This is a genomic window from Vibrio tubiashii ATCC 19109, from assembly GCF_000772105.1.
Lineage (GTDB): Bacteria > Pseudomonadota > Gammaproteobacteria > Enterobacterales > Vibrionaceae > Vibrio > Vibrio tubiashii.
Genome location: NZ_CP009354.1, coordinates 1,162,953 through 1,178,534 on the forward strand (window position 1 = coordinate 1,162,953; position 15,582 = coordinate 1,178,534).

Annotated in this window: 16 protein-coding genes; 9 read left to right on the forward strand and 7 right to left on the reverse strand. The window is 43.9% G+C overall.

Annotation, left to right across the window (positions count from 1 at the left end):
* Nucleotides 1–331 precede the first annotated feature (331 nt).
* Nucleotides 332–2,557 (forward strand): NADP-dependent isocitrate dehydrogenase, encoded by a 2,226-nt coding sequence (locus tag IX91_RS05280; protein WP_004744317.1) that lies wholly within the window; start codon nucleotides 332–334, stop codon nucleotides 2,555–2,557.
* Nucleotides 2,558–2,642: 85 nt separating this feature from the next.
* On the opposite strand, the gene cspD is transcribed toward IX91_RS05280, so the two are convergent.
* On the reverse strand, nucleotides 2,643–2,864 hold the full coding sequence (gene cspD / locus IX91_RS05285; RefSeq protein ID WP_004744316.1) for a cold shock domain-containing protein CspD: 222 nt from the start codon (nucleotides 2,862–2,864) through the stop codon (nucleotides 2,643–2,645).
* Nucleotides 2,865–3,328: 464 nt separating this feature from the next.
* Here cspD and clpS point away from each other — a divergent pair, with 464 nt between their 5' ends.
* From clpS to IX91_RS05300, 3 genes are all read left to right on the forward strand, one after another.
* On the forward strand, nucleotides 3,329–3,649 hold the full coding sequence (clpS, locus tag IX91_RS05290; RefSeq protein ID WP_004744315.1) for an ATP-dependent Clp protease adapter ClpS: 321 nt from the start codon (nucleotides 3,329–3,331) through the stop codon (nucleotides 3,647–3,649).
* Between the two features lie 42 nt (nucleotides 3,650–3,691).
* Entirely contained in the window at nucleotides 3,692–5,962 is a 2,271-nt protein-coding gene (gene clpA / locus IX91_RS05295) for an ATP-dependent Clp protease ATP-binding subunit ClpA (protein ID WP_004744314.1), read from the forward strand.
* A 423-nt stretch (nucleotides 5,963–6,385) separates the two neighbouring features.
* Entirely contained in the window at nucleotides 6,386–7,204 is an 819-nt protein-coding gene (locus tag IX91_RS05300) for a hypothetical protein (RefSeq protein ID WP_004744313.1), read from the forward strand.
* A 38-nt stretch (nucleotides 7,205–7,242) separates the two neighbouring features.
* On the opposite strand, the gene IX91_RS05305 is transcribed toward IX91_RS05300, so the two are convergent.
* The 3 genes from IX91_RS05305 to IX91_RS05315 are packed head-to-tail and all read right to left on the reverse strand — an operon-like array spanning nucleotide 7,243 to nucleotide 9,604.
* Complete coding sequence (locus IX91_RS05305) at nucleotides 7,243–7,878, reverse strand: YdcF family protein (RefSeq protein ID WP_004744312.1); 636 nt, start codon at nucleotides 7,876–7,878, stop codon at nucleotides 7,243–7,245.
* Between the two features lie 17 nt (nucleotides 7,879–7,895).
* Entirely contained in the window at nucleotides 7,896–8,717 is an 822-nt protein-coding gene (locus IX91_RS05310) for an NAD(P)H-binding protein (protein WP_004744311.1), read from the reverse strand.
* The gene (locus IX91_RS05315) at nucleotides 8,714–9,604 is read right to left on the reverse strand and encodes a LysR family transcriptional regulator (protein ID WP_004744310.1); all 891 of its coding nucleotides are present in this window, start codon (nucleotides 9,602–9,604) and stop codon (nucleotides 8,714–8,716) included. Before IX91_RS05315 ends, IX91_RS05310 begins: the two co-directional genes overlap by 4 nt.
* A gap of 89 nt (nucleotides 9,605–9,693) precedes the next feature.
* Between IX91_RS05315 and IX91_RS05320 the strand changes: the two genes are divergently transcribed.
* Both IX91_RS05320 and IX91_RS05325 read left to right on the forward strand, forming a co-directional pair.
* The gene (locus tag IX91_RS05320) at nucleotides 9,694–10,113 is read left to right on the forward strand and encodes a PACE efflux transporter (protein WP_004744309.1); all 420 of its coding nucleotides are present in this window, start codon (nucleotides 9,694–9,696) and stop codon (nucleotides 10,111–10,113) included.
* 66 nt (nucleotides 10,114–10,179) lie between these two features.
* On the forward strand, nucleotides 10,180–10,959 hold the full coding sequence (locus tag IX91_RS05325; RefSeq protein WP_004744308.1) for a substrate-binding periplasmic protein: 780 nt from the start codon (nucleotides 10,180–10,182) through the stop codon (nucleotides 10,957–10,959).
* Here IX91_RS05325 and IX91_RS05330 read toward each other — a convergent pair.
* Nucleotides 10,952–11,185, reverse strand: a complete 234-nt coding sequence (locus IX91_RS05330) for a TIGR02647 family protein (protein ID WP_004744307.1) — start codon at nucleotides 11,183–11,185, stop codon at nucleotides 10,952–10,954. The genes IX91_RS05325 and IX91_RS05330 overlap by 8 nt on opposite strands.
* A gap of 500 nt (nucleotides 11,186–11,685) precedes the next feature.
* Between IX91_RS05330 and focA the strand changes: the two genes are divergently transcribed.
* Nucleotides 11,686–12,531 (forward strand): formate transporter FocA, encoded by an 846-nt coding sequence (focA, locus tag IX91_RS05335; protein ID WP_004744306.1) that lies wholly within the window; start codon nucleotides 11,686–11,688, stop codon nucleotides 12,529–12,531.
* A gap of 40 nt (nucleotides 12,532–12,571) precedes the next feature.
* Here the strand turns inward: focA and IX91_RS26480 are convergent, their stop codons facing one another.
* Both IX91_RS26480 and IX91_RS05340 read right to left on the reverse strand, forming a co-directional pair.
* Entirely contained in the window at nucleotides 12,572–12,712 is a 141-nt protein-coding gene (locus tag IX91_RS26480; protein WP_004744305.1) for a hypothetical protein, read from the reverse strand.
* 216 nt (nucleotides 12,713–12,928) lie between these two features.
* On the reverse strand, nucleotides 12,929–13,723 hold the full coding sequence (locus IX91_RS05340) for an ABC transporter permease (protein ID WP_004744303.1): 795 nt from the start codon (nucleotides 13,721–13,723) through the stop codon (nucleotides 12,929–12,931).
* A gap of 439 nt (nucleotides 13,724–14,162) precedes the next feature.
* Between IX91_RS05340 and torE the strand changes: the two genes are divergently transcribed.
* Together torE and torC are read left to right on the forward strand one after the other, a co-directional pair.
* On the forward strand, nucleotides 14,163–14,342 hold the full coding sequence (gene torE / locus IX91_RS05345; RefSeq protein ID WP_004744302.1) for a trimethylamine N-oxide reductase system protein TorE: 180 nt from the start codon (nucleotides 14,163–14,165) through the stop codon (nucleotides 14,340–14,342).
* Nucleotides 14,343–14,392: 50 nt separating this feature from the next.
* A complete protein-coding gene (torC, locus tag IX91_RS05350; protein WP_004744301.1) occupies nucleotides 14,393–15,577 on the forward strand; it encodes a pentaheme c-type cytochrome TorC in 1,185 nt (394 codons plus the stop codon).
* Nucleotides 15,578–15,582: the final 5 nt, after the last annotated feature.

The following is a 15,582-nucleotide window of genomic DNA, read 5'->3' on the forward strand; positions in this document are numbered from 1 at the left end:
CCTGATAAGCCGATAACGCAGTAGAAAGGAGCCACAAACGCTGCCCGAAGGGTTCGGCTAAAAGCGTTTTATTCTTTGTTAAGAGGTGTTTTGCTTAGAGTGACTAGGCGGCAAACCTCTCGCCGCGACTAAAACGCTTTTATCTCGAACAAAATTTAACCTCAAAAGGTTAACAGACCCTGATCGCTCTCAAGGATGTCGCTGACTAAGTGACGAAAACAAAAAGAGACGGACAAATCGCAACAAGTGAGGGGATTATTCATAACTTGTTAGCGGACACACACATAGGACCTACACTCAACAGGTCCGGTTAGAACAATAGGGAAATTTCATGCCTACAGAAAAACCTACAATTATTTACACTATTACTGATGAAGCACCTGCGCTAGCAACCTACTCACTACTACCGATTATTCAATCATTTACTGCTTCTTCAGGTATCAATGTCGACACTCGTGATATCTCTCTAGCTGGGCGTCTTATTGCCAACTTCCCAGAACATCTAACAGAAGAACAACGTATTGGTGACGCACTAGCTGAGCTAGGTGAACTCGCAAAAACACCAGAAGCAAACATCATTAAGCTGCCAAACATTTCAGCTTCGATTCCTCAATTGCAAGCCGCAATCAAAGAGCTTCAAGACAAAGGTTACAACCTACCTAATTACCCTGAAGAGCCAAGCACGTACGAAGAAGAAGCAATCAAAGCAACGTACGACAAGATCAAAGGTAGTGCAGTAAACCCAGTACTACGTGAAGGTAACTCTGACCGTCGTGCTCCACTTTCTGTAAAGAACTATGCGAAGAAGAACCCACACTCAATGGGTGCATGGTCAGCGGATTCTAAGTCGCATGTTTCTAGCATGTCTGGCAACGATTTCTTCGGTAGCGAAAAATCGCACACAGTAGAAGGCGCGACAGAGGTTAAAATTGAGTTTGTTGCAGCCGACGGTGCAGTAAAAGAGCTTAAAGGCGCTTTCCCACTGCAAGATAAAGAGATCATCGATTGTTCAGTAATGAACAAGAAAGCACTGGTTGAGTTCTTCGAAGCACAAATCGCCGAAGCAAAAGAGCAAGACGTTCTGCTGTCTCTGCATATGAAAGCGACCATGATGAAAGTGTCTGACCCAGTGATCTTTGGTCACGCGGTTAAGGTTTACTACAAAGACGTTTTCGCGAAATACGGTGATGTATTCGAGAAGCTAGGTGTCGATGTCAACAACGGTATTGGTGACGTTTACGCTAAGATTCAAGCGCTTCCTGCTGCTCAAAAAGAAGAGATCGAAGCTGCACTACAGGCGGTATACGAAACTCAGCCACCGCTAGCAATGGTTGATTCAGACCGTGGTATCACCAACCTACACGTACCAAGTGACATCATTGTTGACGCTTCTATGCCTGCAATGCTGCGTTCATCTGGTCAAATGTGGGGCCCAGATGGTAAGCAGAAAGATACCAAAGCGATGATCCCTGATCGTAGCTACGCGGGTATCTATCAAGCAGTTATCGACTTCTGTAAAGAAAACGGTGCGTTCGATCCTACCACTATGGGTAGTGTACCGAATGTGGGCCTAATGGCACAGAAAGCAGAAGAGTACGGCTCACACGACAAGACATTCATTCTAGATACGGCAGGCACAGTTCGAGTGGTTGACGCTTCTGGTGCGGTGCTACTTGAGCAATCTGTTGAGGAAGGTGATATCTTCCGTATGTGTCAGGTTAAAGACGCTCCGATTCAAGATTGGGTGAAACTAGCGGTAACTCGCGCTCGTGCGACAGGTGTACCAGCAGTATTCTGGTTAGATGAAAACCGCGCACACGATGCTCAGCTGATCAAGAAAGTGAATGCCTACTTACCGAACCACGATACTTCAGGTCTAGAGATTAAGATCCTAGCACCACTAGAAGCGTGTCAGTTCTCACTTGTTCGAATCAAACAAGGTCAGGATACAATTTCAGTAACAGGTAACGTACTACGTGACTACCTAACTGACTTGTTCCCAATTCTTGAGCTTGGTACTTCGGCTAAGATGCTATCGATTGTTCCACTAATGAATGGTGGCGGCCTATTTGAAACAGGCGCTGGTGGCTCTGCACCTAAGCACGTTCAGCAGGTTGAAAAAGAAAACCACCTACGTTGGGACTCTTTAGGCGAGTTCCTAGCGCTAGCGGCTTCTCTAGAGCATCTAAGCACAGTAACTGGTAACGCGAAAGCGCAAGTTTTGGCCGACGCCCTAGATAAAGCGACGGGTGACTTCTTAGACAATAACAAGTCGCCATCACGCCGTGTGGGTGAGCTAGATAACCGTGGTAGCCACTACTACCTAGCAACATACTGGGCACAAGCGCTTGCAGCTCAAACAACGGATGCTGATCTCGCTGCTGAGTTTGCTCCGATTGCACAAGCACTCTCTTCAAACGAAGAGAAGATTGTTGCAGAGCTAAATGGCGCACAAGGTGTTGCGGGTGAACTAGGTGGGTACTACGCACCTGAGTTTGATAAGGCTGCGCCTCTGATGCGTCCGAGTGCGACACTCAATGGTGTTATCAACGGCTAATCCAAGCTACATAAATAACTAAACCCGCCAAATGGCGGGTTTTTTAGTTTTTAAACGATTTAAAATTTGTTTAAGTAGGCAGCGGTTATTTTGCTGGTTGAGCCTCAACCGGAACCACAGAGCTAGCGTGATAGCCTTTAGGTCCTTCTTCCACTTCAAAACTCACTTGTTGGCCAGCTTTCAGAGTACGATAACCGTCCATTTTAATGGTGGAGTAGTGCGCGAACACATCACCATCTTCTCCCTCTGGACAAATAAAACCAAATCCTTTGGCGTTGTTAAACCATTTTACTGTACCTGTAGCCATGCTATACATCCCTCATGCATATTGTTACTGATGTTGTTTAAGTGCTTACATTGAATCCTTGTAAACAGAAAGTGAATTATCATTCAGCCGCTGCCAAATTTTTAGTCACTATTTGACCAATGTAGCCAATGATTGGTCACAGTCAATAGGAAAAAGGTATTATAGTCGACATATTTGCAAACAAATCACTTTTGAGATTTACATTTTTGCAACTTGCAAACTACTCATTTGAGCTCAAGTATAGACGCTGTGAATGGTTTTTGGTTTCTTTTTAATCAATTAGATACAGCTCTTCCGATAAGTGAAATCTTTTATTTGCAGCGACTCAATTGCTGCATTAGTCTCTAAGTAAGGACAAAATTTTTTAGAAGTATTTTGTTCTAAATAGTAAGAACTAAATTCAAAACTTTCGCTCCATGAAGTGGTAAAATTAACAGAGACAAAAACATTAACAACGATGAGTCATGAGCAAACATTTTGAATGGGTCACTCCCGGATCCGATCTGCTGGAGTTAGAAAAAACAAAAGTTAAGCCACCATCTATGTATAACGTCGTGTTAAATAACGATGATTACACTCCGATGGACTTTGTGATTGAAATCCTAGAGCGCTTTTTTTCTATGGATATCGACAAGGCGACACAAGTGATGCTCAAGGTGCATTATGAAGGCAAGGCAATTTGTGGCACGTATACTGCAGAAGTTGCTGAGACGAAGGTAGCGCAAGTTACTATGTATTCGAAAGAGAATGAGCATCCTTTGCTTTGTACAATGGAACAAGCATAACGCTTGTTCGAGCAACCTAAGTTGTTCTTAAAGGAGGTACTTATGCTGAATAAAGAATTGGAGTCGAGTCTGAACGGCGCATTTGCTCGCGCTAGAGACAAAAGACATGAGTTTATGACCGTCGAGCACCTCCTGTTAGCATTGCTAGAAAACGATGCTGCGCGAGAGGCCCTGCAAGCGTGTCAGGCAGATATCGAGGCCCTTCGCGGTGAACTCGATGTATTCATTGATCAAACTACACCTCTTATCCCAGAAAACGACGAAACTCGCGAAACGCAACCCACTTTGAGTTTTCAACGCGTTTTGCAAAGAGCTGTGTTCCATGTTCAGTCATCAGGACGCAGTGAAGTCACAGGTGCAAATGTGCTGGTGGCTATTTTTAGTGAACAAGAATCTCATGCGGCTTACCTTCTTAAGAAAAATGATATCAGTCGCTTAGATATTGTTAACTTTATCTCTCACGGTATTACCAAAGCCTCTAGCTCAGGCGACGAGCCTTCTTCTTCAGATTCCTTTGGTAGTGAGAGCGTTGAAGAAACTGGTTCAGAAGAACGTCTAGAAAGCTTCGCAACCAACTTGAATCAGCTCGCTAAACAAGGCCAGATCGACCCACTGATTGGTCGTGACAAAGAGTTAGAGCGCACTATCCAAGTATTGTGTCGTCGCCGTAAAAATAACCCGCTTCTTGTTGGTGAAGCCGGTGTCGGTAAAACGGCGATCGCGGAAGGTCTTGCTTGGAGAATTGTTGAAGGCCAAGTTCCAGATATTATCGCAGATAGCGTTATCTACTCGTTAGATATCGGTTCACTTCTTGCGGGCACTAAATATCGTGGTGATTTCGAGAAACGCTTTAAGGCCATTTTGAAGCAGCTTGAAAAAGAAGAAGATGCAATTCTATTTATCGACGAGATCCACACCATTATCGGTGCCGGTGCGGCTTCTGGTGGTCAAGTTGATGCTGCCAACTTAATCAAACCTCTACTAAGTAGCGGTAAGTTACGCTGTATCGGTTCGACAACTTATCAAGAGTACAGCAACATCTTTGAGAAAGAGCGCGCGCTGTCTCGACGCTTCCAGAAGATTGATATCGTTGAGCCATCTCTAGATGACACCACTAAGATCTTAATTGGCCTGAAACCTAAGTATGAAGCTCACCATGAAGTGCGTTACACCAATAAAGCGCTTCGTGCTGCGGTTGAGCTTTCTGCCAAATACATCAATGAACGCCACTTACCTGATAAAGCGATCGATGTGATTGATGAAGCGGGTGCGCGTAGTCGTCTAGCACCAGCCAGTCGTCGTAAGAAAACAGTTGGCGTAGCCGATATTGAGGCGATGGTCGCTAAAATGGCTCGTATCCCAGAGAAGTCTGTTTCATCATCAGATAAAGAGATTCTGCAAAATCTAGATGAGAAGATGAAGATGTTGGTGTTTGGCCAAGACGATGCGATTGATGTGCTCAGTGAAGCGATTAAGCTGACTCGTGCAGGTCTTGGTGCTGACAATAAGCCAGTAGGTTCATTCTTATTTGCAGGCCCTACAGGGGTGGGTAAAACAGAAGTCACCGTGCAGCTTTCTAAGTTACTAGGTATCGAGCTACTTCGCTTCGATATGTCTGAGTATGGCGAGCGTCACTCAGTTAGCCGCTTGATTGGTGCGCCTCCTGGTTATGTTGGTTATGACCAAGGTGGTCTGCTTACTGATGCAGTTATCAAACATCCTCACTCTGTTGTGTTACTTGATGAGATTGAGAAAGCTCACCCAGATATCTTTAATCTGCTATTGCAGGTAATGGACAACGGTACACTGACTGACAACAACGGTCGTAAAGCGGATTTCCGCAACGTTATTGTCGTAATGACGACGAACGCGGGCGTTCAGATGACAGAGAAGAAATCGATCGGTTTGATCCAACAAGATCATAGTCACGATGCTATGTCTGAAATCAAGAAGGTATTTACCCCAGAGTTCCGTAACCGTCTGGATAACATCATTTGGTTCAACAGCTTAGATGAGCATGTAATCCACCAAGTTGTCGATAAGTTCATCGTAGAGCTGCAAGCTCAACTTGATGTACGTGGTGTGTCGCTTGAAGTATCAGATGATGCTCGCCACTGGTTAGCGCTGAAAGGTTATGACAAGGCTATGGGCGCTCGCCCAATGGGTCGAGTGATTCAAGATCAGGTTAAAAAGCCTTTAGCCAACGAACTACTGTTTGGTTCTTTGGTTGACGGTGGTACGGTGAAAGTTGACCTCAAAGGCGATGAGCTCAAGTTTAAATACTTAAGCGAGAAAGAAGCCGCTATTCATTAACCATCTTAGAGATAGGTAAATCTAAGCCGGAGCAACTGCTCCGGCTTTTTTATGGGTCTCAGATCGAATACCCTCGGGGGCTTGCTAACTAAAAGTCACAATTGCCTAAAATCAATCCTCAAATTATCAATATTGATTTAAGTCAACAAAATTACAATTAATCTGTAATCGAATATGTCTCTTAAAGCACCGTTAAATAAGGCTTTTAGCTAAACTGTGTTTCAAAAATGATTTAATGCACCCATTTGTGTTTCATTTTGGGGTTTAATTGATGCCTTTGTTAGTTTAATATGTTCGTTAAGATAACTTTTCGACGAAACTCCTAGCTAACAGCTCCGAGATTCAAGGACATGTGCGACAAAGTCACTATCAATTTTATTCATCTATGACATATGTTGCTCATAGTCGCTTGGGGTAATCCTTATGAAAAACAAATTTGCAAAAACTCTAGCTACCTTATCGCTAACCGCTATTGCGGCTTCTGTTGCCATATCTGCTCATGCATCAGAAGACAATACACCAGATCCGAGTGACCTGACTAAAGTTAACTCGTTTGCATTTGGTACGCTGGATAATGATGGCACACTAAAAGGTATGGTTGGTATTGCTGGTGCGTACAGTGAGGGTAACAACTTCATCGGTCTGGTAGAGCACGGCTCGGCGACGAAAAACAATGCAATAGGTAAGAAAGATCAGAATTCACGTTTACGTTACTTTCAGGTACTCGACACTGGTTTAGATGCGATGCCTCAAGCAGGTTTCTCGGTTGATTATATGAAAGGCTGGAAAAAGTCGAATGGTATCGGTAGCGATATTGTTGCACTGGGCGCAATTGCGAAAGTCACCACTCCGTGGGAAAGCTTATCTATCTTCCCAAATGTGGCTTATGTCGCAGGTTCTGCGCAGGGTGAAGATGTTAAAGACAAAACTAAAGCAGATTTATCAGGCTATCAAGTAAACCTGTTTGGCTCTTTGTCGATTGGTGAAAAGGGTCAATATGTGGTATTCCAGCCGCAATTTATGCATCTTGATGGCAAATTTAAAGATGCCAATAATCAGATGCTAGATGCGAATGTTTTTAAAGTAAAAACGGGTTATGGTCAGCCAATTTCTACTGATGGTAAGTGGTGGATTGAAGCGTCACATACCTACACTCGCTCAGATATGGAAGTTAAGCAGATTAAATTTGCTGAAAAAGATCATGACCATAAATTTGAAGTGGGCATCTCTTACTACTTCTAATCGAATACGAGGCCTACCAGTTAGGCCTCATCTCTTCTCTAGCCAAATACTTGTCTTATTGCTCGGTAGGACGAATCAACCTCTTCAGGCACCTCTTGCTCTATCTGGAAGCCTTTCGCCGGATAAGTTTTGATTCTTTCGAAGTCACCAAGCATAGCTGTGACGACCATATCTAAATCGATCTCGTCATTGAAATAGTCACAAAATGAAGTCTTTGGCGAGGTAACGCAAACATGTTGGTAAGAGTCAGGCCATTGTTTGGCAAACGTTGCGTATGTACGCCTTTCCATATAGGGCTTCTGGACCAAAATGATTGACTTAAAATCTTCACCTGATTGCTTCATTAGCTGATAGGTAAATCGTACATTCTCGCCGGTGTTAGTCGCCTTGCCCTCGATAAGGATACTGTCCGCAGGCACACCCATATCGCGCGCCACGTTAGCAAAGGTTTGTGCTTCCGATGATTCAAACACACCTTCGGTAAGGCGACCTACACCTCCAGAGAAAACAAGCTTTTTGGCCCATCCTTCCAGAAACAATTGAGCGGCATATTCAGCGACTCTTATGTCGTTGCTACCCAACACAAAAATACAGTCAGATTTTTTTAGCGAGTGATTAAGCTGCATGTAAGACCAAAGTCGCTCAATGTGTTGATATAGTTTTAGCTGGCTCATAACTTACTCTCTGGTGGTTAAACCAACTCTAATGTGTGTTGGTAGTGGAATCGGTAACCTAGACTTACCAACTTATTGGCGATAATTTTCTTGTCAGGATGCTGGGTAACGGGTGGTAGAGGTTCAGTCGCTCCGACACTATTTAAAGCCGCTTGATAAAACCCTGCTTTGCTCACTGTGTTAGGCGTTGTCGCGTTAACGACTTCACAAGAATTGTTCAAAGCCATAAAACTGACTGCGCCAATCGCGTCTTGTAAGTGAATCATGTTGGCAGGGGCAAGCGCGCTGACTTGTTTTAGTTTGCTAGCAAACCGAGAAGGGTGACGGTCCGGGCCAACCAATCCGCTGCATCGCACAATGGCAAACTTCAGCCCCGAGCTTATCAGCGCATTCTCAGCTTGAAGCATAATGGTGGCGTTGTCGCTAAAATCAGGGTTGCCTTCAGCGATGGCAAGGGAGGCGTCTTCTTCGGCCATGTCAGTGGCAAGGCTAGGGTATACAGTGGTTGAACTAACCATGATTACGCGAGACACACCGTTCTGTTTAGCAGCTTCAATTAGCGCTTTCCATTGGTTGACGTATTGCTGTCCACCGCCTTTACGAAACCCAGGAGGGAAGCACCCAATGACAATCTCGCTTGGGAAATGCGTCAGATGGCGACCAAGTTCTTCTCCACCACTATTGAGATCGCATTTAAAGCCTTCGAGCCCCTCTTTTTTTAGCTCGTCAACGCCGTCCGAGGTGGTTTTACTCACATATACTTTATGGCCGATAGACGTTAAATACTGAGCTAAAGGCTTTCCAAGCCAACCGCCTCCGACAATTGAGAGTGTTTTCATTCCTGCGTCCTTGATAGTAGCTTACGTAGTTCACTGCGTAAGAGTTGGTGTATCGGTTTAAAGCCGTAGCCTTGATGCTGTATTACGTCGACATTCGCTTGCCAGTAAAGCTGTTCATAGCGCACTGGAATTCGGGTGATTTTTCCACTTTCCTCATACGCAGAAGCGATATGAGTAGGTAAGAACCCCCATCCAAATCCTTTACTGATTAATTCCAATAGTACGTAGTAGCTGTCTGCATACCATAGTTCTGGACTATGAGCCTGCTGGAATCCACTTACTTTGGCATTTCTTGAGCGTAACAACAACTGCCTATGAAGCAAGAGTTGGTCGATGTTCTCGGAGAGCTGATTTGCAAGTGGATGTGTCTGACCAACGTAGAGGTCAAATTCAATGTGACCGACGGATTCAAAGTCGATGTTGGGTGGAAGTTCTATCTCTGAAAATACCAGACCAGTCGTAACACGCTTTTCGGCGACTAGTTCGATAATATCGATACTGGAAGCCACAAGAATTTCTACTTTTAGATTTGGAAACGTCGAGGATACGGTCTCTAGTGCGTGCGAGAAATTCTCTACGGGTATACCTTCGTCGATGGCGATGCTGATGCTCGACTCTTCGTCCTTAAACAGTGAGGCTGAGCACTCTATTAAGCGCTTATGCTGCTTTAGTGTAGCGTTGGCATGAGGAAGCAGCTTTTTACCTTCCTCGGTTAGCGCAGGGTAGCGTCCGTCTCGGTTAAACAGTTCAACGCCACAATCGAGCTCAAGGTTCATAACATGTTGGCTGATGGCGGATTGAACTTTCCCCAACTTTCGTGCGGCTGCTGAAAAGGAGCCAGTTTCAACGGTGGCAACAAAAGCCTCTAACTGCTCAATACTAAACATATCGTTTTTACTGATGGTATCTAACTTTTAAGTATCTAGATTATAGATGAATATACGCCCACTGTTTGTGATTAAAGAGAGAAAATATTATGCAAACTAAAGAACGTATCTTCCACGCACTGTTTTTTGAGCTGATTGCTTTAGCACTCATTATTCCCGTTGCCTCAATGTTTTCGGGCAAAGGGGCGAGTGAGTTGGTTGTAGTTGGCGTCGGGCTGAGTTTGTTTACCGTAGTGTGGAACTATTTTTACAACATTGGCTTTGACCGTCTATGTGAAACGCCTAGATCAGAGCGATCACTATCAACCCGTATTTGGCATACGGTCGGCTTTGAGGGAGGGTTGATTTTCATTACTTTACCGACAATAGCTTGGTTCCTAAATATTACTTACTTCCAAGCACTTATGCTTGAAGCAGGATTTCTCGTGTTCTTTTTCTTTTACGCGACTGGCTTCAACTGGCTCTACGATCGTCTTCAACCATACAAATGGTGTTTTGAGCGTGCCTAGATAAATAAACCACTGTGCCTATTATTAACTATGTAGGTGGTGTCTGCCTGCGAGTTAGAGGTGAGCATGAAGTGGTTGTTAGCGGTAGTACTCATTGTCAGCGTATTTCCTAGTGGGGCGACTCAGAGAGTCTATATGACGTCTCTAGAGTGGCCCCCTTATTCAGGAGAAGAACTCGAAGGATATGGCCTGTCTGTTGCAGTTGCGCGCGAAGCGTTTGCGGCAATGGGGTATGAGCTTGTTATCGAATTCAAACCTTGGGTACGTGCTGTCGCGCTCGCCAGCAAAAACGATAAGTATGTTGGCTACTTTCCAGAATATTACTTTAACACCGACGAGTTTGTTTTCTCAGACTCTATTGGCAGCGGACCGTTAGGACTGGTTGAGAACATCAAGTTTCCGATTGAGTGGAGTTCACTGGAAGATCTAACCTTATACCGAATTGGTGTTGTTCAAGGATATGTGAATACGGCTGAGTTCGACTTGTTGGTTGAAGAGGGAATGATTCAGGTAGAAGCGTCAGCTAATGATATACGCAACATCTATAAAGTGGCTAAAGGACGACTCGATGCCGCGGTTATCGACTCAAATGTACTCGACTATCTCATTGGCATTGATCCTAGATCAGACATGCTAGCTAATCGCGTTAAAATGAACAGCCGCTTGCTTGCGAGCAAAGAGCTGTATCTGGCATTCAAAAACACGCCAGAGGGACACAACTGGCGTGATGTATTTAATGAAGGTTTAAAGAAAATCGATGTTTCCTCTATTGTTGAGAGATATAACCGCTATCTCTCGACAACCAAAGGCATCAATTCTCCAATTGTGCCTTTTCGCGCTAACTAGAAAGGACTCTTAGCGCTTTATCTGCGTGTTCCGCCATTTCGATACCTTCATCGGTCAGGTAGCCGCCGTCAGGTAAGGTACACAACCCTTTTTCGTAAAGGCGTTGAACTGCCGCCTGCATCTCTTCAGTCGCTTCATGATGAACCTTAATACCCGTCGCAGCGCTGCTGATGTCAAACTGGAGTAATAGGTTTAGTTCAGACATATGTTCAGGCGTAAATTTCATATTTGAATCCTTTTCGAAAGTACTGATTTCAACTTAATCATGAAGTTACAAATCGGCAATGTTACGAGTTGAGAAGTGTTAGCTAAGCCTTACTTTCGCTATAGGAATCGCTAGGATTGATTAGGAGTTGTTCAATCGCATTGTGAATAGATCAGAATCAAAGATTCTTATCTGTTTTTGCTGGTTAGTAGCACGTAGAGTATGTCTTAATGCCGATAATGAATAATAATGGCTATTAATATGAAAAATAAGACTAAAATCGTATTTGAACAAAAAATCGAGACTAATTTTGTTTTTAATTTATTGATATGAAAGAATCTTTCTCTCATTATTGAAAACTAATTTAGTGATTTTTAGTCGTTGATTTTTAGAGTTTGGCGCGAGTTTTCTTCAATTAATAACATTTTGTTCTGTGAGGTTAATTAACGCTTGTATTTGAATAAAAATCGAGTAATTATCCGCCTCCACTAATCCACTTGTTGCAAAATGTTTCACCCATGATGAACTTAAACCACCAGTTTGATTCTCTACTTCCACCACAAATGGCTGAGCGCGCTGCTGAAATCGGCGTAGGCAAAGCGACCAAAGATCCGGTTAAATCTTTTCTATTAGCTATTTCAGCAGGTATTCATATTGGTATCGCTTTCGTCTTCTATACCATAGTAACGACAGGTGCTGGTGACTTACCTTGGGGAATTACACGCCTGCTCGGTGGGTTAGCCTTTAGCTTAGGGTTGATTCTAGTGGTCGTGACAGGCGGTGAACTGTTTACTAGTTCGGTGCTGACTTTAGTTGCGCGCGCAAGTGGCAAAATCTCTTGGAAAATGCTGTTTAAGCACTGGGCAGTCGTGTATGCCGGTAACTTAGTGGGCGCCTTACTACTTGTTATCTGTATGCTTCTGACCAAGCAATACATGTTCGATCATGGCCAAGTGGGTTTGAATGCAATGGCGATCTCCCAGCACAAACTGCATCACACCTTCCTTTCTGCGGTTGCGCTTGGCGTCATGTGTAATGTTCTAGTATGTATCGCGGTGTGGATGACCTTCAGTGGCCGTACGCTAACTGACAAAATCGCGGTGATGATCCTGCCAGTTGCCATGTTTGTTTCCGCAGGCTTTGAACACTGTATCGCTAACATGTTCCAAGTGCCTATGGCTATTGGTATCAAGAATTTTGCCCCAGTGGAATTCTGGCAGATGACAGGTACTAACATTGCCGATTACGCCGACTTAAATATGATCGACTTTATTACCAACAACCTGATCCCAGTGACACTTGGCAATATCATTGGTGGTGGCGTTTTCGTTGGCATGTGGTACTGGCTCATCTACCTACGCGACTAGGCCATTTACTTATTTGAAGGCTCACAAGACGTGGGCCTTTTTAATGCCAGCTATACACTTCAGCACTAAACATCTCTTCTATCGCAACAATCTGCTCTGGTTCGTCGATCAGCCAATCTTGAGCATTGCTCAGCTCGATCTCTGCAACATCCACACAATGAGTCTTGGTTAGGTTCAGCATAACGCCCTCCTTAGGTTAGCTAGTATGAACCTAGACGCTTTGAATGACAGTTTTATTACGCTATTCGAATTAAATTATATGCGTATGAATGCAAAGAAAATTTTTATCGAAATTTTACTTGAACTCTGGCTAGACCAGTTGTTTCCTATGTATCACCACGGTTATCCACAGAATCTGTGGATAAGATCTTGAGGGCAGCGGATCGACGACTAAAGATCAGTCGGCTGATTTGATCTTAACCAGTACTCTTCCTTCGTTATTAATGCATTTCTTGATCGTCAGTTGTAAGGAGAGCATAACAGAGAGAGACATCATAACCAGAATCGCCACCATAATGAGAATCTGATATTTGATAGCAACTAGTGGACTTGCCCCGCCTAAAATTTGTCCCGTCATCATACCTGGTAAAGTAACTAACCCCGTGGTGCTCATTGTGGCTAGAGTTGGGGCGAGTGAGCGTCGCATTGCATCTTGCACAAAAGGTAGCGTGGCATATTTAGGAGAGGCTCCGAGTGATATGGCGGCCTCATATTCACTTTTTCTCTCATCTAAAGCAGTAAACACGTTCTGCAGTGCGACAATATTGCCACTCATAGAGTTGCCCAGCAGCATCCCTGCCAATGGGATCATATATTGAGCGCTGTATAGAGGCTGTGGCTGAATCACAAGCACTGAGATAATCGTAAGCATAGGGAATAGCCCTGCGATTAAGGCGAATGTGACTGGCAGCAACAGGGCTTTTTTGGGCAATCTAGCTTTACCAACAATAGCGCTGGCGCCAATCAATGTCATTAACAATAGCCAAAGTGCATTGATGGTTAAGCTGTTCAATTGAAAGAGGTATTGCAGATAGAAACCGACCATCAGCAATTGCACTGTCATTCGAGCGACACTGACAATGATTTCGTTGCCGATCTTCAGTTTGTAGTGTTGGCTGACGAACAGCGGAATAACGAGTAGGCCAAAAAACAGTGCCAATACTGACCACGAAATATCTACCACACTATCCATATATCCCCCTCACGAACACCGCATATTGTACGCGAATTTGGTTGTGCGTCATCTTGTATTAAATTCGAAAACACTCTGATTTATTGACAGGTTTTGAAACATTTTATTTACAAATGAGCTAAAGTTAGCACGTGAATGGTGTGCCTCTAACGTGGTAGATGTTGCGTTTTGTTGTTGAAATGTTGCGCATTTTGGTTGTCTTTGATGGATTTGTTTCCGTTAACAATTGTTCATATTTGGTGGCAAATTTATATATAAAAACACGATCAAACACATCTCTGGATGAGCTCAAAAAAGTGTTGAATAACAAGGCTGGAAAGGGCGGATTTGATTGAACCCTACGATTAGTATGGTCTAACATTTCTACTTAGAGATAGTAAAAAAATTGGCTCGACGACAAGAGCTAACCAAAAACACTAGATACAAAATAGGCAAATGTATGAGTGATGTTAACAAAATCGAGAGTGGTGAAAAACGCTCTCTGGAGTGGAAGTCATTCCTCTTCATCGCGGTTGTTCTCTTCCCAGTTTTAAGTGTGGCATTCGTAGGTGGCTACGGATTCCTAGTATGGATGCTTCAAGTATTCGTAATGGGACCACCTGGCGCCCATGGCATGTAAGCCATTGAGCTCAATTCCACATTTTTATAAAAATTTTAAGAGAGCAAACCATGAAATCATTGATTGTTAAACTGTGGCGCACCATGACGCGCCCAGCGGTTCATATCAGCCTAGGTGTGCTGACGATGGGCGGCTTTATCGCGGGTGTTATCTTCTGGGGTGGTTTCAACACTGCTTTAGAAGCGACCAACACTGAAGAATTCTGTATTAGTTGTCATACCATGCGTGACAATGTATACGTTGAGCTACAAGAAACCGTTCACTGGAAAAACCACTCTGGTGTGCGCGCGACTTGTCCTGACTGTCACGTTCCTCATAACTGGACAGACAAAATTGCACGTAAGATGCAGGCTTCTAAAGAAGTATTCGCACAAGTATTTGGTAACTATGATGAACCAGGTGTATTTGAAGAGCGTCGTATCGAGCTTGCTAAACATGAATGGGATCGTTTCTCTGCAAACAAATCCCTAGAGTGTAAAAACTGTCACAACTATGAATCGATGGACTTCGAGCAAATGTCTCCAACGGCTCGTATCCAGATGAAGCAAGCGGCAGAAAAAGATCAGAGCTGTGTTGACTGTCACAAAGGTATTGCCCACAAACTGCCTGCGGGTATGGATAGCATTGGTGGTATCGTCGGCGATCTAGAATCTCTAGCTTCGAACACTAGCTACGATGCAGGCCAAACATTAGTGAGTGTGCGTCACCTACCTATCTACTTTGACGCAGAAGGTCAAAAAGAAGCCGGTCTTCTAAATCCAGCTTCTTCAGTAAAAGTACTGGAAGAGAAAGGCGATTTTGTTTCAATTGAAATCGACGGCTGGCGTAAAGCGAAAGGCTTCGGTCGTGTAATCCAAGAAGACTTTGGTAAAAACATTGCTGTTGCGTCTCTTCTTAAAGAAGCATCAACAGACGATAGTATTGTGACGACTGGCGAGAAGAAAGTGGATGAGCTGACAGGTCTTCCATGGGAGAAAGTGGCAGCAACAGTATGGCTGAAGAAAGAGTCAATGTTGAACGACATCACTCCAGTTTGGGAAAAATCGAAAGAAGCGTATAAGACAAACTGTTCTGTATGTCACACCCAACCAGATGAAGCGCACTTCGATGCGAACACTTGGCCAGGTATGTTCGACGGTATGCTTGCGTTCGTTAACCTAGATACAGATAGTGAAGCACTGATCTTGAAGTACCTACAGAAGCACTCTTCAGATTATGCTGAAGGCCACCACTAATAAGC